Source organism: Brevibacterium sp. OS20 (assembly GCF_056837565.1).
On sequence record NZ_CM166367.1, the window covers coordinates 773,221 to 791,748 of the forward strand.

Annotated in this window: 17 protein-coding genes; 10 read left to right on the forward strand and 7 right to left on the reverse strand. The window is 64.2% G+C overall.

All coding sequences use genetic code 11. The annotated features are described in order from the left end of the window. Positions 1-109: 109 nt before the first annotated feature. Positions 110-1,186: an NADH:flavin oxidoreductase/NADH oxidase gene (locus ACVZTU_RS03285; protein WP_139469892.1), complete on the forward strand. Its 1,077-nt coding sequence runs from the start codon at positions 110-112 to the stop codon at positions 1,184-1,186. A gap of 183 nt (positions 1,187-1,369) precedes the next feature. Here ACVZTU_RS03285 and crcB read toward each other — a convergent pair whose 3' ends face one another. From crcB to ACVZTU_RS03310, 5 genes are all read right to left on the reverse strand, one after another. After that, on the reverse strand, positions 1,370-1,747 hold the full coding sequence (gene crcB, locus ACVZTU_RS03290; RefSeq protein WP_139469893.1) for a fluoride efflux transporter CrcB: 378 nt from the start codon (positions 1,745-1,747) through the stop codon (positions 1,370-1,372). After that, positions 1,744-2,178 (reverse strand): fluoride efflux transporter FluC, encoded by a 435-nt coding sequence (locus tag ACVZTU_RS03295; protein ID WP_482401405.1) that lies wholly within the window; start codon positions 2,176-2,178, stop codon positions 1,744-1,746. Before ACVZTU_RS03295 ends, crcB begins: the two co-directional genes overlap by 4 nt. Beyond that, positions 2,175-2,768 (reverse strand): universal stress protein, encoded by a 594-nt coding sequence (locus tag ACVZTU_RS03300; RefSeq protein WP_482401406.1) that lies wholly within the window; start codon positions 2,766-2,768, stop codon positions 2,175-2,177. The genes ACVZTU_RS03295 and ACVZTU_RS03300 overlap by 4 nt, the downstream gene beginning before the upstream one ends. A 234-nt stretch (positions 2,769-3,002) precedes the next feature. Beyond that, the gene (locus ACVZTU_RS03305) at positions 3,003-3,332 is read right to left on the reverse strand and encodes a nuclear transport factor 2 family protein (protein WP_482401407.1); all 330 of its coding nucleotides are present in this window, start codon (positions 3,330-3,332) and stop codon (positions 3,003-3,005) included. A 69-nt stretch (positions 3,333-3,401) separates the two neighbouring features. After that, complete coding sequence (locus tag ACVZTU_RS03310; RefSeq protein ID WP_482401408.1) at positions 3,402-4,157, reverse strand: SDR family oxidoreductase; 756 nt, start codon at positions 4,155-4,157, stop codon at positions 3,402-3,404. Positions 4,158-4,220: 63 nt separating this feature from the next. Between ACVZTU_RS03310 and ACVZTU_RS03315 the strand changes: the two genes are divergently transcribed. Next, positions 4,221-4,907 carry a TetR/AcrR family transcriptional regulator gene (locus tag ACVZTU_RS03315; RefSeq protein WP_482401409.1) on the forward strand — a complete coding sequence of 229 codons (687 nt, stop codon included), beginning with the start codon at positions 4,221-4,223 and terminating at the stop codon, positions 4,905-4,907. 126 nt (positions 4,908-5,033) lie between these two features. Here ACVZTU_RS03315 and ACVZTU_RS03320 read toward each other — a convergent pair whose 3' ends face one another. After that, the gene (locus tag ACVZTU_RS03320; RefSeq protein WP_482401410.1) at positions 5,034-6,314 is read right to left on the reverse strand and encodes an aminotransferase-like domain-containing protein; all 1,281 of its coding nucleotides are present in this window, start codon (positions 6,312-6,314) and stop codon (positions 5,034-5,036) included. 204 nt (positions 6,315-6,518) lie between these two features. On the opposite strand from ACVZTU_RS03320, the gene ACVZTU_RS03325 reads away from it, so the two are divergent. From ACVZTU_RS03325 to ACVZTU_RS03350, 6 genes are all read left to right on the forward strand, one after another. Beyond that, complete coding sequence (locus ACVZTU_RS03325; protein ID WP_229664162.1) at positions 6,519-7,058, forward strand: DinB family protein; 540 nt, start codon at positions 6,519-6,521, stop codon at positions 7,056-7,058. A 171-nt stretch (positions 7,059-7,229) separates the two neighbouring features. Further along, positions 7,230-8,840, forward strand: coding sequence for a sensor histidine kinase (locus ACVZTU_RS03330; RefSeq protein ID WP_482401411.1), 1,611 nt, complete (start codon positions 7,230-7,232; stop codon positions 8,838-8,840). Continuing rightward, positions 8,837-9,763, forward strand: coding sequence for a response regulator transcription factor (locus ACVZTU_RS03335; RefSeq protein WP_482401412.1), 927 nt, complete (start codon positions 8,837-8,839; stop codon positions 9,761-9,763). The genes ACVZTU_RS03330 and ACVZTU_RS03335 overlap by 4 nt, the downstream gene beginning before the upstream one ends. Positions 9,764-9,955: 192 nt before the next feature. Beyond that, positions 9,956-10,882, forward strand: a complete 927-nt coding sequence (locus ACVZTU_RS03340; RefSeq protein ID WP_482401413.1) for an ABC transporter ATP-binding protein — start codon at positions 9,956-9,958, stop codon at positions 10,880-10,882. Then, positions 10,879-13,407, forward strand: a complete 2,529-nt coding sequence (locus ACVZTU_RS03345) for an ABC transporter permease (protein WP_482401414.1) — start codon at positions 10,879-10,881, stop codon at positions 13,405-13,407. The genes ACVZTU_RS03340 and ACVZTU_RS03345 overlap by 4 nt, the downstream gene beginning before the upstream one ends. A gap of 161 nt (positions 13,408-13,568) precedes the next feature. Next, positions 13,569-14,855: an adenylosuccinate synthase gene (locus tag ACVZTU_RS03350; protein WP_139469898.1), complete on the forward strand. Its 1,287-nt coding sequence runs from the start codon at positions 13,569-13,571 to the stop codon at positions 14,853-14,855. An 86-nt stretch (positions 14,856-14,941) separates the two neighbouring features. On the opposite strand, the gene ACVZTU_RS03355 is transcribed toward ACVZTU_RS03350, so the two are convergent. Further along, the gene (locus ACVZTU_RS03355) at positions 14,942-15,220 is read right to left on the reverse strand and encodes a hypothetical protein (RefSeq protein ID WP_482401415.1); all 279 of its coding nucleotides are present in this window, start codon (positions 15,218-15,220) and stop codon (positions 14,942-14,944) included. 446 nt (positions 15,221-15,666) lie between these two features. Here ACVZTU_RS03355 and ACVZTU_RS03360 point away from each other — a divergent pair, with 446 nt between their 5' ends. After that, on the forward strand, positions 15,667-17,124 hold the full coding sequence (locus tag ACVZTU_RS03360) for a purine-cytosine permease family protein (RefSeq protein WP_482401416.1): 1,458 nt from the start codon (positions 15,667-15,669) through the stop codon (positions 17,122-17,124). Then, positions 17,114-18,523 carry an amidase gene (locus ACVZTU_RS03365; RefSeq protein WP_139469901.1) on the forward strand — a complete coding sequence of 470 codons (1,410 nt, stop codon included), beginning with the start codon at positions 17,114-17,116 and terminating at the stop codon, positions 18,521-18,523. The genes ACVZTU_RS03360 and ACVZTU_RS03365 overlap by 11 nt, the downstream gene beginning before the upstream one ends. Positions 18,524-18,528 lie beyond the last annotated feature (5 nt).

Below are 18,528 nucleotides of genomic sequence, written 5' to 3' on the forward strand. Positions count from 1 at the left end.
TTGTACGAAATATTTGGTAGTACGAAATTCATCGTAGTAAAGTGCGAACTCGAAGTACGAAGAATCTCATACTTCCAACCAACGACTTTCGACGAGATCACGAGGTGTCATGTCTCATCTGCTGTTCGAACCGCTCACTCTGCGCGGGCTGACCTTCCGCAACCGGATCTGGGTTCCGCCCATGTGCCAGTACTCCGTCGAGACTCTTGACGGGGTCCCCGCTCCTTGGCACACCGTCCACTACGGTGCGATGGCCCGCGGCGGAGCCGGCGCCGTCATCGTCGAAGCCACCGGAGTCGCTCCGGAGGCGCGCATCTCGGCCAAGGATCTGGGGCTGTGGAACGACGAACAGCGCGACGCCTTCGTCCCCATCGTCGACTTCCTCCACACCCAGGGCGCGGCCGCCGGCATCCAGCTCGCCCACGCCGGCCGTAAGGCCTCGACCTATCCGGAGTGGGGAACCGACCGCGACGGCAGCCTGCCCGTCGACGAAGGCGGTTGGCAGACCGTGGCTCCGTCCGCACTGGCCTTCGACGGCCTCGCCGAACCGCGAGCACTGACCGAAACAGAGATCGCCGAGGTGGTCGCGGCCTTCCGGTCCTCGGCTCGCCGGGCGATCGAGGCCGGGTTCGACTTCGTCGAGATCCACGCCGCACACGGTTACCTCCTCCATGAGTTCCTGTCGCCCCTGAGCAATACGCGCACCGACTCCTACGGCGGAACCTTGAAGAACCGGGCCCGACTGCTGCTCGACATCGTCGATGCCACCCGCACCGAGGTGGGCGAAGACGTTCCCGTGTTCGTGCGCCTGTCCGCGACGGACTGGACCGACGGTGGGCTCACGCTCGACGACACAGTGGAGGTCGCCGGATGGCTCAAGGAACATGGTGTCGACCTCATCGACGTCTCCTCCGGCGGCAATGTGATGGCGTCGATTCCCGTCGGTCCCGGCTACCAGACGACTCTGGCCGCCGGCGTGCGGCAGGGATCGGGGCTGCCGACCGCGGCCGTCGGCCTCATCAGCGAACCGTTCCAGGGCGAGCACATTCTGGCCACCGGCCAGGCCGATGCGATCCTCGTGGGCCGTGAGTACCTCCGCGATCCGAACTTCGCGCTGCGCGCCGCCGACGCACTGCGCTTCGACATCGACTACCGCCCGGCCCAGTACCACCGCGCGTATAAGTGAGTTGAGGCAGAGTCGCTGGAGCGGCTCAATGCTCATACGCTGACGGCCCAGTTGAAGGTGAAAAGCTCAGATTTGAATATGGGCTCTTCACCTTCAAATGGGCCGTTCGGCGTCTGTGCGGACAGCGTCTCGCCGAGGGTGAGCGTGTGGAGATGTGGCTGAGCCCAGAACGGTCGGTCGCAGCTAAGCCAGGCCGCCGAGCCACATTCCGATCGCCGCGGCCGCCGTGGCGAAGACGAGGGTGCCAAGCCCGTTGACCAGGCCGGCGACCCAGCGACGTTCCTGGAGAAGCCGAACAGTCTCGAAGCTCGCCGTCGAAAACGTCGTATAGCCGCCGAGGAATCCCGTGCCGAGCACCAGGTGCCAGGCTTCCGGAAGCAGGTTCGCTCCGGCCAGTCCGGTCAGCAGGCCGAGCACGAGTGATCCCGAGACATTGATGATGATCGTTCCCCACGGCAGGGCCGTGCTCATGCGGGACTTGATGAGTCCGTCGATCAGCATTCGTGATGAGGCGCCGAGTCCGCCGGCGGCGGCAAGGGCGATGAAGACCAGCGGGGTCATCGGGCACCTCCTCGACGCAGCGTCGTCGCCGTGGCGATGCCGGCGAACGTGGCGAGACCGCCGATGAGTACCGTGCCCACCGCGTAGGCAAGACCGATGCCGGGGCTGCTCGCACCGCCCGGATCCGCGCCGAGGAGACCAGCGGTATCCGCGGCCAGCGCGCTGTACGTGGTGAAACCGCCCATGAAACCGGTGCCGACCAGGATCCGTGTTCGGCGACGCCACCCTTCATCGGGACCGCTGCGCGCCAGGGAATCCAACAGCAGGCCGAGCATGAACGCCCCGAGGATGTTGACCGTGAAGATTGCCCACGGCACATCGCCGAGGGGCGGCAGGCTCAGACTGATCGCCTCGCGTGCCGCGGTTCCGAGTACGCCGCCGATGAACGCGAGCCCCAGATAGGACAGGCGCAGGTGGACCGGCCGGGTCACTGCTCGCCCTCGCCGGCTTGAGTCTCGGCAGCGGGGGAGGCGCCCGGGGTCGGCGACTTCGCAGGGGCTTCGGGGTTGGCTATGCCGCCGGTGCCTGTCGCCAGCGGAACGACGACGAGGGGGCGATGCTGGCGCCTCGACAGCTGGATCGCGACCGAGCCGTTGAAGAACTCATGCAGTGAGCCGCGAACACCTGCGCGACGGACGCCGAGGATGATCATGCGGGCATTGAGCGCCTCGGCGAGCCGGTCGAGTTCCTGTGCCGGTGACCCGGCCAGTGCGCGAGTCGACCAGGCGACATTCGTGCCTTCCAGGGCGGCAGCGATGCGGTGCTCGAGTTCGGGGTCGAACTCGGTGGCTGCCTCGTCGGTGGTGTCCGGATCGATGGGCATCGAGAGCACGGAGCCGTCGGGACGAGTCTCAACGGTGTAGCGGGATTCGTCGACGTGGGCGCAGACGAGCTCGGCGTCGAAGTGGGCGGCGTAGTCCGCGGCGGCGGCGATCACCTCGGCGGGCTGATCGGGGACGACGCCGAGGATGATGCGGGCGCGCGGCGGCCCGTCGTATATCGGATCGGGGCTGGCGGTCATGGTCTCTCCTACCTTTCGGGCATGCTGAAGCCGGTCGAGGTAGGGACTGTTGTCGAAGACGAACACCGAGGTTCCGCTTCCGAGGTTGGGTACGGCGAGCCCCACCGCCGTGCCGCGCAGTCGCGACACCAATATTGTGCCACAGGACCATAGCGAAAGGGCCGTCGGATGGCCGGCATCCGAAGATGGCCGGCATCCGACGGCCCCCGCTGGGGTATCAGCGCTCGCCGAGCCTCAGCCTTCGCGGATCGTCATCCGGCTCAGTTTGTCGCCGTCGATGATGAAGGCGAATGATGATCGACCGTTGGCATGCGTCGAACGCCAATCGCCGACGACGATGACGTCGTTTCCGTCGACGGTGACCTCCTCTGGCGTGAGGATGCCGGTTGCGCCGATGAACTCCTTGTCGCTCCACGCCTTGATGGCCTCTCGGCCCTGGAACTCGCGGCCCCAGTCATCCACGACTCCGTCAGAGGTTAATGCGTCGAGGAAACCCTGGTCATCGTGAGCGTTGACGGTGTCGATGAAGCCGGCGACGGGTTCGGGAATCTGCAGATCTGACATGTGTGCTCCTGTGGTTTCGAGAGGTGGTTGTTGGATGGGTGCTCAGGGGACGGAAGTGTCGTGTCCGCCTCAGCGAGTGGTGTAGCCGCCGTTGGCGAAGATCGTCTGGCCGGTGATCCAGCTGCCTTCCGTGGCGAGGAATCGCACGATCGGTGCGATGTCTTCGATTCGGGTCAGACGGTTGCCCATGCCCTGCGATTTGTGGAACTCCACTCGTTCCGGGGTCTCCTGACCGTAGAAGAAGGGAGTGTCCATGGGCCCGGGCGCGATGGCGGTGACGGAGATGCCGCGGTCGGCATACTCCTTCGCCGCGGCTCGGGTGAAGTGCTCGACCGGACTCTTGCCGCCGGCGTAGGTCGAGTAGCCGTCGGTGAACGCGGCGAGCAGGGCGGTGACGATGGTGACGATCTTCCCATTGTCGGCAAGGTGTCTGCCTGCTTCCTTGATGAAGAAGTACGCGGCCTTCGCGTTGATGTCGAACATCGCGTCGTACTCGTCTTCGGTGGTCTCCGCAATGGGCTTGCGCAGAACCTTGCCAGTCGTGTTCACCGCGATATCGATGGACCCCAGCGCGGAGACGGCATCGTCGAAGAGCCTCTCGACGTTGGCGGGCTTGGTGAGATCTCCGGTGAGCAGAACGCCCTTCGATCCGCTGGCCTCGACGGCCGCGAGTGTCTCTTCGGCCTCCGGGCGCGTTGATTCCGAGTTGTAGTGGATGGCGATATCGGCTCCGGCTGCGGCGGCCTGTCGAGCGATGAGTCCGCCGAGGTTCTTCCCGCCTCCTGCGATGAGGATGGTCTTGCCTTGCAGAGTCTGTTCAGTCATGGTCTCAACCTCCGTATCGTTGTTACATCGGACTATATCGACGGTACACTATAATATAGCGATATGACAGAAGTTGAGGAAACGGATACACGGACCCGCCTGCTCGAAGCGGCCGCCGACCTCATTGCCGCGACGCCCGGAGAGGACTTCTCTCTGCGCGCGGTCTGCGACGCGGCGGGGGTCAAGATGCCCACTCTGTACCATTTCTTCGGCAACAAGCAGGGACTGATCGAGGCCGTCGTGGAGCGTGGCTTCGACATGTATCTGTCGGCCAAATCCTCGACCGAATCCGGTGGCGACCCGATTCAGGATCTGCGTCTGGGCTGGGATGCTCACGTCGCCTTCGGACTGGAGAATCCGGGTTTCTACACCCTCATGTACGGCAAGGTCAGACCCGGCTATTCACCCGAGGCGCAGTCGAAGCCGAGCGAGATTCTGCGCGGTCTGACGCTCAAAGCGGAACAGGACGGACGGCTCGTCGTTGGCCACGAGCAGGCGGCCGCTCATGTGCTCGCCACGAATATCGGCGTCACCCTGCGACTGATCATTCAAGGCAGGAACGATCCCGAACTTTCGGCAGGCGTCCGTGAAGGCGTCCTCGCCGCCATCACCGGAACCGGACAGAGCGAACCGGGCGACGGTCGTCTGGGTCATGCTGTCATCGAACGTGCTGCGGCGAATCCGGACATCCTGGGCGAAACGGAGACTCAGCTCCTCATCCAATGGATCGGCCGCCTCGGCGAGGTCTGAAAACGGTCGCCGAACAGGCGGCCGCGCCCGCCTGTTCGGTCGAGGCGGGGTCGTCGGTTCGGGAGCGCTCGGACGTCGTGGTCGGGCGAGGTCGGAGCCGCCTCGGCGAAGGTGTCGTCCTGGTGATCAGCGCTCTGCGCGGTAGCGGTCGACGGCACGGCGGAGGCGCTGCAGGCCATCGTCGATGCGATCGGGGGCTGCCGAGGCGAAGCACAGGCGCAGCGCGTTCGAGAAGTTCCCGGCCGGCGAGAACGCAGGACCGGGAATGTAGGCCACACCTTCCTCGAGTGCGGTGGTCATGAGGTCTTCGGTGTTGATGGATTCGTCCTCGAAGGTCACCCACAGGAAGAATCCGCCGTCGGGATCGGTGGCTCGGATCTCTCCGGGGAAGAGCCTCTCCAGTCCTTCTGACATCGCAATCTTCCGCTCGCGGTAGGCCGTGCGCAGGACCTCGACGTGCGAGTCGGCGCCGCCTTCGGCCAGCCACCGGGCGATGAGGTGCTGGTTGGGGACGGGGGCGCAGGAGTCCATCGTCTGCTTGGCGTTGACAGCGAGCTCGCGGACCTCGGGATCGACGTCGATCCAGCCGACCCGCAGACCCGGGGCGACGAATTTCGAGAACGTACGCACCCCGAAGATGAGGGGATCGTTCGGGCTGAGGTCGCTCAGCGCGGGCAGGGACTGACCTTCGAAGCGCAGCATTCCGTACGGGTTGTCCTCGATGATGACCGACCGGTGGCGGTGGGCGAACTCGAGGAGGCGCTCGCGACGCGGCAGCGACATGGTCACGCCAGCGGGGTTCTGGAAGGTCGGGACGGTGTAGATGACCTTCGGGGCGCGCCCGGTGCGCTGTGTGCGCTCCTCGAGGACGTCGATCTGCATGCCTTCTTCGTCGACGGGGATCTCGAGGATCTCCGCCTCATAGCTCATGGCCGTCGCCGAACCGTTCGTATAGGTCGGCGACTCACAGGCGACGAGGTCACCGGGGGTGACGAAGAGTTTGAACCCGAGATCGAGTCCCTGCATGCCGCCGGAGGTGATGAGGAGACGGTCGCGGTTCCCCTGCTGTTCGGGCGGGATCTGTTCGGTGGCGGCGAGGTAGTCGTGGAGGGCTTCGATGAGGATGGGCTCGCCCTTCGTCTCCCCGTAGGTGAAGTTCTCCGGGGAGAAGACGTCCGAGGCGATGCGGGCGAAGTCCGCGGCCGGGAGCATGTCCGGTGCCGGCGCACCCATGCCGAACTTGACGATGTCATGGTCATATTGGGCGAGCACCGTGGTGGAGGCATCGATGACGGAGCCGACGAGCTGATCGCGGCGGCGGGCGTAGGGCAGCGCGGGGGACTGCGACTGGCTCTCGGGCTGGTTCTGCGAAGCACTCGTGGCCGGATGCATTGACGTGGTGGACATGAGCGACCTCCTCTGAGCGGTGATGCCCTGAAGTCGACGGCTCCGGCGACAATGCCAAGGCTCCTGCCCGAACGACGGTGTACGTGGGTCACTTCAGCATAGGGGTGGGGGACGTGGCGGACAAGGATGCTGATCCCCTGCGATTTCGGGCGAGTCGTCGATCAGGTCGGTCCTCCCTCGCCGAGGCGGCTCTACAGTGGGGACATGACAGGCAACGGAGTCGACGCCAACAGCACTTTCGCCATGCGAGAGGCCGACCTGGCCGCACAGTTCACAGCGTTCATCGACGAACACCGACAGCATCTGCTCGGGACCCTCGACGACCTGAGCGAAGACGAAGCGAGGCGATCCCTGGTACCGAGCAGAACCCGCCTCCTGTCTCTGCTCAAACACGCGGTGTTCGTCGAAACAGTCTGGTTCGGTGAAGCAGTCACCGGTCGGAGCCGGGTCGACTACGGGCTGCCTCACGACTCAAAAGACTCCTTCCTCCTCGACTCCTCGGACACGATCGCCAGCGTCTCGGCTGACTACCAGGCCGCCGTGGAGCGCTCGCATTCGGCGATCGAGGGGATGGACCTCGATTCCGTGCTCACCGGTCATCGGGCCGGGCCGATGCCGCTGCGATGGGTGCTTCTCCATGTCCTGCGGGAGCTCGCCCAACATTGCGGGCACGCGGACATCCTCCGCGAGCAGATCCTCGCCGAACGGGGGAGACGCGGCGGATGGTCCGGGATCGCGCGCTAGGGAAGGACCTCCTCGGCGAGTCGGGGTGGTGCGTGACGGCGGAGCCGCCTCGGCGATCTGACGCTCCCGAGTGAGTACGGTCCCGTGGGCGAGCGCCGCGGCGGGCATCGTCTGCTCGGATCAGCCCTGAGTATGATGTGAGTCCGGCGGCGCAGAACTACCATGGCCGACATGAGCAATCGATCGATCCGGACCGAGGGCCACCGCCCGGAGCCGCAGCAGCGCACCCCCGACCGCGTCGACCGCATCCGTCGCACCCTCACCGCTCATCCTTGGATCGTCGACTCACTGCTCTGGGCTCTGCCGATCACCTATCTGACCGTCGTCTTCACCTCCTCTCAGGCCGAGCGGAGCGAGATCGCCTTGGTGCCCGTGGCAGTGCAGGTCGGCATCGTTCTGCTCCAGACGCTGCCGCTGGGACTGCGACGCACTGCCCCGCTGCTGAGCTCTTCGCTCATCGCCGTCGGCTGCCTGCTGACCGTGCTCACGATGATGGGACCGACCTTCGGCATCGTCGCCGTTCCGATCACCGTGTATTCGACGACAGCGTGGGGGACGCGCAACCACGGTCGCATCGTGCTCGTCCTGGGCCTCCTCGGCGCACTCTTCCTGGGCGGCTGGCTCTACCTCGTCTCCCTGCAGGCGACGATCGGGGTGAACCCGCGACCCCTGGCATTCGGTGAGTACGTGTTGCTGGTCGTCGTCGTGGCACTGTGCGCGTCGATCGTGCTCATCGCCTGGCTGTTGGGCGGAGTCGGATTCCGTCGCCGCCGCGAGATCGAGGGCATCCGCGAGCGCAACCGCCTGCTGGAGCGCGAACGCGAATCCGAGACCCGGCTGGCCGCCGATGCCGAACGCATGCGCATCGCCCGCGAAATGCATGATGTCATCGCCCATTCCCTGTCCGTCGTCATCGCCCAAGCCGACGGAGGACGCTATGCGGCGAAGACCGATCCGGCCGTCGCGGTCGGAGCCCTCGAGACCATCGCACAGACCGGACGGGAAGCCTTGGCACAGACGCGGTCGCTGCTCGGCTTCCTCCGCGCCGAGGAGGACGACGAGCGCTCTTCGTCGCCGCTGCCCGGCGTCGCCGACATCGGCTCCCTCATCGCCGATGTGCGATCGGCGGGGCTTCCGGTCTCGGTGACCGAACTGGATGACGTCGACCGCGGCCGCTTGGCCGAAGGAGCGTCGCTCGCCGTCTACCGCATCGTTCAGGAGGCGCTGACGAATGTGCTCAAACATGCCGGGGACGGTGCCCGGGCACATGTCGAGCTGCTGACCGAGGACGCAGAGCTCGTCGCCCGGATCAGCGACAACGGAACCGGAAACGCGACAGGCCGCAGGAGCGGAGAAGCCGACAGCCACGGAGCCGACGATCCGGCACGGAATGCGACCCACGGCCGTGGATACGGAATCGTCGGCATGCAGGAACGCGCTGCGCTCTACGGCGGCACGCTCATGGCCCGGCCGATCCGTTCGACCGGAGTGAAGGACCGGTCCGAAGGACACACCGACGCGAAGCCCGGGTTCTCCTCCGGCACTGTCACAGGAAGCGCCTTCGGAACGACCACGGGATTCCTCGTCGAGGCCAGGTTGCCGCTGTCCGCTCCCGTGCCCAGTCCCGAATCCGATTCCGGGCTCACCTCGGGCGCGGGCACTCATGATTCGTCCGATCATGGGGAGAATGGATCTGCCGGAACCGGGCAGAACACCCTAGCAGGGCAGACCGCCGAGGCGGGGGAGAGTCAGTCCGCCGAAGTCGAGGAGAGCAGCCGATGAGCGCCGATGGCGAGGCGACAGTGCACGGTCGGACCGATGCTCGGGAGAGCGGGCCGCTTCGCATCGTGCTCGTCGATGATCAGGCCCTCGTGAGGGCGGGCTTCGCCATGGTCATCGACTCCCAACCGGACCTCACCGTCGTCGGACAGGCCGGCGACGGTGCGGCAGGTCTCGACATCGTCAGGCAGGACGAACCCGATGTCGTGCTCATGGACGTTCGGATGCCGCGTATCGACGGTATCGAAGCGACCCAGCGGATCCTTGCTCTCGCCGACGAGAGGACGATCCGTCCCCCGAAGATCATCGTGCTGACCACCTTCGACGATGACGATTACGCCCTGCGCGCGCTGCGCGCCGGTGCGTCAGGCTTCCTTCTCAAAGACACCCTGCCCGAGGTGCTCCTCGAGTCGATCCGCACGGTCGTCGACGGTGGTGCCGTCATCGCTCCCACCACCACCAAACGACTGCTCGAGACACGGCTCCTGCCCCACCTCGGCGCGGGGGATCCGCCCCATTCGGATCCGAGATCGGCGGCCTCGGGAACCGATGCGACATCGGCCGGGGGCTTTGCGCCCACCCCACCCGGCGACGGTGAGCCTGCATCATCCGAGGTCAGCGCCTCTGCACTGAGCGAACAGGGGATGCAGAGCAACGATGGCGCGGATGCGTCCGGGCGGGCCGGTGCGAGCCGTCTCGATGCGGCCGATATGCGTCGGTTGGAGTCACTGACCCAGCGCGAGACCGAGGTCCTCGTTCTCATCGCCACCGGTCTGAGCAACACCGAGATCGGCGAACGGCTCTTTCTCGCCCAGCCGACCGTGAAGACCCACGTCGGTCGGATCCTCATGAAGCTCGAGGCTCGTGATCGTGTGCAGGCCGTCGTGTTCGCCTACGAAGCCGGTCTCGTCGGGCCCGGTCACTGAGCCGGAAGCATCTCGCACGCGCCCGGAGGCCGACCGTTCGAGACCGGTTCATCGTCGGCGAGTAGAGTCGCTCAAGGGAATCCGAGATCATCCTCAGGTATGACGGCCGGGCCACGGCCGCCTCGGCGCTCTGAGGCGAAGACCATCCTCAGGTCCGATGTGGGAGGGTGGCCCGGCGACGAAGCTGGAGGCATGAACACATCAGCGACATACACCGATGCCCATCCTTCCCCGACCTCATCCCCGAACCCAGCACAGGGCCCGACCCCCAGCCAGGGTTCGAATCCCGCACCGAGGCTGGCCATACAAGCCATCGGACTGCGCAAGACCTACGGAAAAGGGGACGCGCAGGTCAGGCCGCTCGACGACCTCAGTCTCGACATCGAAGCCGAACGCTTCACCGCCATCATGGGACCCTCCGGCTCGGGCAAATCGACGCTGCTCAACATGCTCGCCGGCCTCGACACCCCGGACTCGGGTGAGGTCTTCATCGGACGCACGGCGATCTCACGGCTGAACGACCGCAAGCTCACGGCGCTGCGCCGCGACCGCATCGGCTTCGTCTTCCAGTCCTTCAACCTCGTGCCCGCGATGAGTGCCGAAGAGAACATCCTGCTGCCCTCTCAGCTGTCGGGGCAGAAGACCGACCGTCGTATCTTCGACCGCATGGTCGACCTGCTCGGTCTGCGCGAGCGCCTGGGCCACCGGCCCCACGAGCTCTCCGGCGGACAGCAGCAGAGAGTCGCCGTCGCTCGGGCACTCGTCGCCCAGCCCGATATGCTCGTCGCCGACGAGCCCACCGGCAACCTCGACTCGAATTCCGGTGAAGAGGTGCTGAACATCCTGCGCGCCTCGGTCGATGAACTCGGTCAGACCGTCGTCATGGTCACCCACGATCCCCGGGCTGCAGCCCGTGCCGACCGTGTCGTGCTGCTCGCCGACGGACGGCTGGCCGGTGAGCTCGCCCAACCGGATCCGGAGTCCGTGGCCGCAGCGCTCATGAATGTCACGGCAGGCTCGGCAGCTTCGGGAGCAGCACCTGCCGGCCAGTCGGCCGGCGGTTCGGCCGGGCCCGGGTCTGCAGCCGCAACAGGGCCGACGGACGGAGGTGCGCGATGATCCGCATCGCCTGGTCCAACCTCCGCAGCGCCTCCGGGCGTCTGAGTGCGGCGATGATCGCGATCGCCGTGTCAGTGGCCTTCATCGTCGCGGCGCTCCTGTTCTCCCAGGCCTTCGGCGACACCCTGCGCAACCAGGTCCAAGCCGAATGGGCCGGCGCCGACGTCGCGATCACCGCGGACGAACCCGACGATCCGGCCGCAGCCGATGAGGCGTCCCCGCTCACCGAATCCATGCGCCAGACCGCGGCCGAGGTCGACGGGGTCCAATCCGCCCAGCTCACCCAGTCCGCCTTCGTCGCCGTTGAGGCCGGAACCACCTCGGTGACGGGGTCGGCCACGAACCTCCCACAGCGACAGGTCAACACCGTGGACGGCACCGTCCCGGACTCGGATGATGAACTCATGCTCCGCGAAGCCGATGCGAAGACCCTTGGGGTCGGCGTCGGTGACACCATCACCCTCGGCGAATTCGACGGGCCGGGACATTCCGCCGCCGACGGCCCGAGCTACACCGTCTCGGGCATCATGCCCGGCTCCTCCTCGGCGGGGATGAATCTCTACCTCACCGACGACGGGCTGGCCACGGCTCCGGGCGAGCTCGTGCCCGACTCCATCCGCGTCGTCGCCGACGATGGGAGCGATCGTGCAGGGCTCGCCGAGGCGGTCGAATCCGCTCTCCCCGATGCCGGCGCCGACGTGTCGGTCCGGACCGTTGACCAGGTCGTCGAGGAGCAGATCGAGTCGCTGTCGAAGACCTCCGACATGCTCTCGACCATCGGCATCGCCTTCGGCCTGCTGGCCGCGGGGGTCGCGGCACTCGTCATCTCGAACACGTTCAACGTCCTCGTCGCCTCCCGCACAAGAGTCCTCGCGCTCTTCCGCGCAATCGGTGCCTCACGCAGGCAGGTGCGCGGGGCCGCGGTGGTGGAGAGCCTCAGCCTCGGGATCGTCGGATCCGTGCTGGGCGTCGGACTCGGTCTCCTCATCGGTTGGGGACTCTCAACCGTGGTCCGAGCGTTCTGGATGCCGGAATTCGCCCAGATGTCACCGTCCGTCTCGGCGTTCGTCGTCGGGCCCGTCGTCGGCATCATCGTCACCCTCGCGGCAGGGTTGATCCCCGCGATCCGGGCCTCCCGGGTGTCCCCGATCGAGGCACTCCGACCGGTCGATGTGCCTGCGGCTGCCCCGCGCATCCGGTGGGTGCGACTGAGCCTGTCGCTTGTGCTCGGCATCGGCGGAATCGGTCTGTGCCTGCTCGGGACTACGAGCCAGTCCGTGCTGTTCGGCATCGTCGGCTGCTTCGCGCTCTTCGTCGCTCTCCTCGTCGGTGCGAAGGTCTTCGTGCCGCCATTGGTGGCGCTGTTCGCCGCCGCAGTCGGCCTCCTCACCCGGCGTTCGCCGGCGGTGAAGCTGGCCGGACGGTCGGCGAGCACAGCGGGAGGACGCACCGCCTCGACGACGGGTGCCCTGCTCATCGGAATCACCCTCGTCACAGCCGTGGTCGTCGGTTCCTCGAGCCTGCAGCGAACCCTCGAACTCGCCACTGCCGAGGACACCCCGGTCGACCTCGTGGTCTCCACGGCAGGGCAAGACGGTGCCGACGACGCGAAGATCGCCTCCGTGCTCGATGATTCGCCGATCGTCGAGGAACGCGAGAACGTTCCGGCGCCCACCGCCTCGGTGAGCGTCGACGGGACCGACGGCTCCGGTGATGTGGCGATCACCAGCGCCGAGGCGGCCGCCGACTCCCCGGTCCTGCGCAGTGAGGGGTACGACGTCGATGAGGGCACGATCTTCCTCGACCCGACGACGGTGGGACTCGACGAGGAGGATTCTGATGTCGACGGCCAGAGCGCGACCGTCCGCCTCGGCGATGAGAATCTCGATCTGACGATCGAGACCTCCTACGACGTCCCCGCGGGGACGGCTCTGGTCAGCGGTGCCGATGCGAAGACCCTCGAGGGGGCCGGCGACAGTGCGGACGAACAGACGTGGGCGAAGATCGCCGATGACGCATCGAGCTCGCAGATCGAAGCCCTGGCCTCCGAACTCGACGCCGTCGGTGCCTCAGCCGATGCGACTGCGGCACAGTATCGGGCGGATTTCGCCTCGATATTCCAGGTCGCTCTGAGCGTGGTGCTCGGACTGCTGGCGGCCGCGGTGGTCATCGCCGTGATCGGAGTGAGCAACACACTCACGCTCTCGGTCATCGAACGACGCCGAGAGGGTGCCCTGCTGCGGGCGCTGGGATTCACCCGAGCTGCGATGTCGCGGATGATCACGATCGAATCGCTGCTCATGACGGTCATCGCACTCATCGTCGGAGCCGGGGTCGGGACGTTCTTCGGCTGGGTCGGAACGGCATCGATCATGCCTGCCTCGGCGAATCCGGTGCTGTCCGTGCCGTGGGCGCAGATCGGGCTGATCGGCGTCGCCGCAGTGCTCGCCGCCGTTCTCGCCTCGGCGATACCGGCGAGGTCGATGTCGCGGATCGCCCCGGCCAAGGGGATGAGCATGGAGTGAGACCGGGGGCGGGTCTCGGTGCGGCCGCGGGTGGGAGCTTTGGGTCTCCTGCCCGCGGCCGCCGCGGTGAGGGAATGCTCCCGATGGCGGCTGTGTCGGTGTGACCCAGTAGACTTGGGGAGTAATGACATCCCCTTTTCACTTCGAGGTGAAGCACTCTCATGCCAGCAATCGTTGTCGTCGGCGCTCAGTGGGGCGACGAAGGTAAAGGTAAGACCACCGATATCCTCGGCACCAGCGTCGACTACGTGGTCAAGCCCAATGGTGGGAACAACGCCGGCCACACGGTTGTCGTCGGAGGGGAGAAGTACGAACTCAAGCTTCTGCCGGCGGGCATCCTCTCGCCGAATGTCACCCCGGTCATCGGCAACGGCGTCGTCGTCAACCTCGAGGCGCTCTTCGAGGAGATCGATGCCCTCGAGTCCCGTGGCGCGGACACGTCGAAGCTGCGGATCTCGGCGAATGCCCACCTCGTGGCTCCGTACCACCAGACGCTGGACAAGGTGACCGAGCGGTTCCTCGGCAAGCGGGCCATCGGCACCACCGGCCGCGGCATCGGACCGGCCTATATGGACAAGATCGGTCGCCTGGGCATCCGCGTCCAGGACGTCTTCGACGAGTCCATCCTGCGTCAGAAGATCGAAGGGTCGCTGCGGCAGAAGAACGAACTGCTCGTCAAGGTCTACAACCGTCGTGCCGTGTCGGTCGAAGAGATCGTCGAATACTTCGAACCCTTCATCGAACGCCTGCGCCCCTACGTCGCCGAGACCGAGCTCATGCTCAACGAGGCACTCGACCGCGGTGAGGTCGTCGTCATGGAGGGTGGTCAGGCGACCATGCTCGACGTCGACCACGGCACGTACCCCTTCGTCACCTCGTCGAACCCGACCGCCGGCGGATCCTGTGTGGGCACCGGCATCGGCCCGACCCGAATCAACCGCGTCGTCGGCATCGTCAAGGCGTACACCACTCGTGTGGGCGCCGGACCGTTCCCGACCGAACTCTTCGATGAGATGGGCGAATACCTGCAGAAGGCCGGTGGAGAATTCGGTGTCAATACCGGCCGTCCGCGCCGCTGCGGCTGGTACGACGCGGTCATCGCCCGCTACGCCGCGCGCACCAACGGCTTCACCGACTATGTGCTGACCAAGCTCGACGTGCTCACCGGCATCGACCGGATCCCGGTCTGTGTCGCCTACGACGTCGACGGGCAGCGCCAGGACGAGATGCCGGTGTCGCAGACCGAGTTCCACCATGCGAAGCCGATCTTCGAGTACTTCGACGGCTGGACCGAGGACATCACGAAGGCTCGGACCTTCGACGACCTGCCGGAGAACGCGCAGAAGTACGTGCTCGCACTCGAGGAGCTCTCGGGTTGCCGGATGTCGGTCATCGGCGTCGGCCCCGATCGCGAACAGTCGATCGTGCGTCACGACCTCCTGGACTGAGGTCTCAACAGAACTGAACAGTTGAGGGCGGGGCTGACAGACCATGTCGGCCCCGCCCTTCGCTGTCTGCACAGTGATGCGGGCGGCTAGCCCCGCAGTTTTCGGATGGACTCGATGGCACCGTCGTAGGCGGCGGCGATGTCGACGAGGTCGGTCCGGTCCGGCAAGTCCCCGGAGGGCTGATGGCTGAGGAGGAATTCCACGGTCGCGCGGACGGTGGCCTCGTCGTTGTCCAAGACCCCGTCGGAGACGTCTTCGGCATCGTCGAACATCAGAACGATCTCGTCGGTTCCCGTCGCCGTGTGGATTCGGGCCAGGAATTCGCCCGTGTCCTGCATCTCGACGTCGATCTTCTCGCCAGCCATTTCGACCTCCCACTGCTCGGCCCACGCGGTTCGGTTCATCCGACGGCGCGGCCCAATCGACTGCGTCCATTCCTGCTCTTCAGCATAGACCTGACTTGCGACCCCTTGGGCAGACGTGCAGAAGTGGGGCCAATAACGGAGCACGCCACCGATTCTCGCCAGGCACGTGTCGAGTTTGAGGGCCGAAGACGACGAGAATGCCCTCAGTTGGGCGATCATGGTGGCTCTGCCAAGAAATGTGTCATGTGTCCCTGTGGACCATCGAATTGAGATGGTACTCGAATTGTAAACTGCTCGACAGTCCGAGAAGACTTGGAGTGGTCTACTCATCAGTAATGTAAGCCGGCGCACAATTGGTGTGTAAAAATGCAGTCTTGGAAAGCGAGATATTCTTTTGTTTCTCTTGTGGGAAGAATGTGGTGATGTGAGGCTGACAGGTACCTTCTATGAAAGAGGTCCAATTGGCGCTCAAAGATGCCTTTAGGAGTCCAGCAACGTCGCTGGATGACCAGATGGAAAGTTACGCAACGGAAAGGGTTCCCCGATCGCAAAGGTGGCCTGCCTTTGCAATCCTGCTGATATTGACCGGAAACGTCACTGCAATGTTCTGGTTTACTCTCGGTGGGCAAATCGGGTTCCTGGTTGGCTGGCCCCTGATGCTCATTCCGATCGGATACCTGGTGGTCGTATCGACTGTCCTCGGATCGCTGATCATGAGAATTGCGTCCAGGGAAGGTCTGAGCCTTGTGCTTCTGACTCGAGGTCTCGGGTTCGGAGCGAAAGGTTCTGCCGTAGCCTCGTTCATCTACGGAATTAACTACATCTTCTACTTCATTTTTGAGGGAAGCATCGTTTCTCATGCATTGAGTCAATACTTCGGTGTGGGACAGAACTCGGTTACCGCTAGCGTAATATTTGCTTTAGTCGGAGCTGCTGCGTTGTTCTTCGCTTGGCGAGGAATGCATTCCATGAACATTCTTCAGAGATTTGGGATGCCGATCTTTCTGATTCTGTTTGCTGTCGGCATTTTCATGCTCTCCCAGGGGCACGCACTGGTCGGCCCCGGCCAGTGGGAATCCCTGACGCCCAATGACCCGACCGTCATGTGGCAGGCCTTCTCGCTTGTGAACGGGCAAATCGTCTTCCAAGCCCTACTTGCGACCGACTATGGAAGGTTTTCGCGACCGCAGATCGGCTACAAAGGCACTGCCGGGATCATGTTCGGAGAAATGATGATGATCGCGGTAGTGCTGGTGCTTGGTTCCTTCCTTGCGTTCACCATCTACCCGAGCATCACAGAAGGTGACCCGGTGCTTTACTCGACGGACCCAGGTTTCGTATTCGCCCTCATTATGGGTCTACTTGGCGTGATTTTCGCTATCATCACTCAGATCAGAATTAACGTCATGAACCTCTACTCTGGCTCCCTAGCGTTCTCGAACACTTGGGACGCTTTTGCGAAGAAGCCGATTCGGCGGAATTGGTGGATGGTCGGTCTGCTGGCTCTTGGCATCGTCCTCTACCCGGTCAACGTCCTTCAGTACACCGACACCTTCTTGGCTGTTACCGGGATCATGACCAATACGTGGATCTTTATACTCCTGTCGGACTATTTCATCTGCCGAAAGGGCCTCAAGCTGGCACCTGCGGAAAAGATTGAGTACGACGAGCGTGTCATCCGGGATTGGAATCCTTGCGGGATGATTGCAATGGCGATTGCTGTGGCTCTAGGAGCCTGTGGACTCGCTGGCCTCTACCCGATCTATTACGCGTCATTCATTGCAATGATTTCAGGACCCATCACCCACGTTCTATTGACCGCTCTGACTAGGGGCAGATTCTATTCCCCGAAGACCTCACGCAGTAGTGACCAGGTTCTAGAAGGAGAAACCAATGCCAACTGACCAGCTGCATTTCGAGTCTATCGAAGGAATCTCGAGCCGGATTGCTCGGCGCGAACTCTCTTCGCGAGAAGTTGTTGAACACATGTTCACCCGCATCAGCGAAGTAGACCCAATCCTCGGCGCCTACTCATCGATCAATTCCGATTCTGCCCGAGTTGAAGCTGATCAGTTGGATCGCGACTACGCGGACGGCAGATGGAGAGGGCCGTTGCATGGAGTGCCCGTAGCGGTCAAAGATATCTACGGAGACGCGGGACACCCATTCGAGATCGGGATGCCGAGTCGGCAAGGTCTCACCGCGCCGGTCACTGCAACCGTGGTGGACCGTCTTAGGGAAGCGGGCGCGGTCATCCTCGGTCGTGTTCACACCACTGAGGGTGTGTATGGCGAACATACGCTGCCTTTCGAACCTCCACGCAATCCCTGGGGGCTTGACCGGTGGGTTGGGGTCTCCTCGAGCGGTAGCGGATCCTCAACTGCAGGAGGACTGGCCATTGCTACTTTGGGGTCAGACACTGGCGGGTCGATCCGCATGCCATCTTCGGCAAATGGCGTGACGGGCCTGAAACCCACCTGGGGCCGCTGCAGCCGCTATGGCGTCTTTGAACTTGCGGCCACCCTCGACCACGTTGGACCGATGGCACGATCGGCACGTGATGCGGGACTAATGCTGGAAGCTATCGCCGGATTCGACCCAAAGGATCCGACTTCGTTATCAGTACCCGTGGACGACTTCGGTCTCCATGCCAGCCGGGATCTGAGTGGATTGAGGATCGGCGTCGACTATTCATGGGCGCTCACCGACGTGTCTCCCAGTGTTCATCGCAGCCTGCTGTCTGCCATCGACACTTTCGAAGCATTAGGTGCATTGATCGTTCCAATCAGCTTTCCAGATCCCGAGGAGATCAACGAAGACTGGTTTACCGTCTGCGGAGTCCAGACTGCTCGTGCGCATGGCGGATGGTTTGACTCCCATCTCGACCAGTACGGGGACGCACTCGCCGAGGTGATCCAGATTGGGCGGAACGTCACAGCAGTTGAATATCAAGAGGTGCTTAGGAGGCGCGACGATTTCAAAGGCAATGTCGCGCATGTGCTTTCCACTGTCGACGCCATGCTGATCCCAGGGCTGCCCTATGAGGCGCCTCCGGCCGCAGAGATGATGAAGATGGGGGCCGACCAGCTGGCTGAGGTGCATCGCTACACCGTTCCGTTCACAATGAGTCAGATGCCGACTATTACGTTCCCGACCGGCTTTACTGAGGCCGAAGGACTTCCTGTGGCTGGACAATTAGTCGGCGGTGCTTTGAGCGAAAAGAAGCTGGTGAGAATCGCCGATGCGTTCCAGCAGGTGACCGATTTTCACCGGAAGCACCCTGAGGTCGGAAAAGGCCTCTAAGTAGC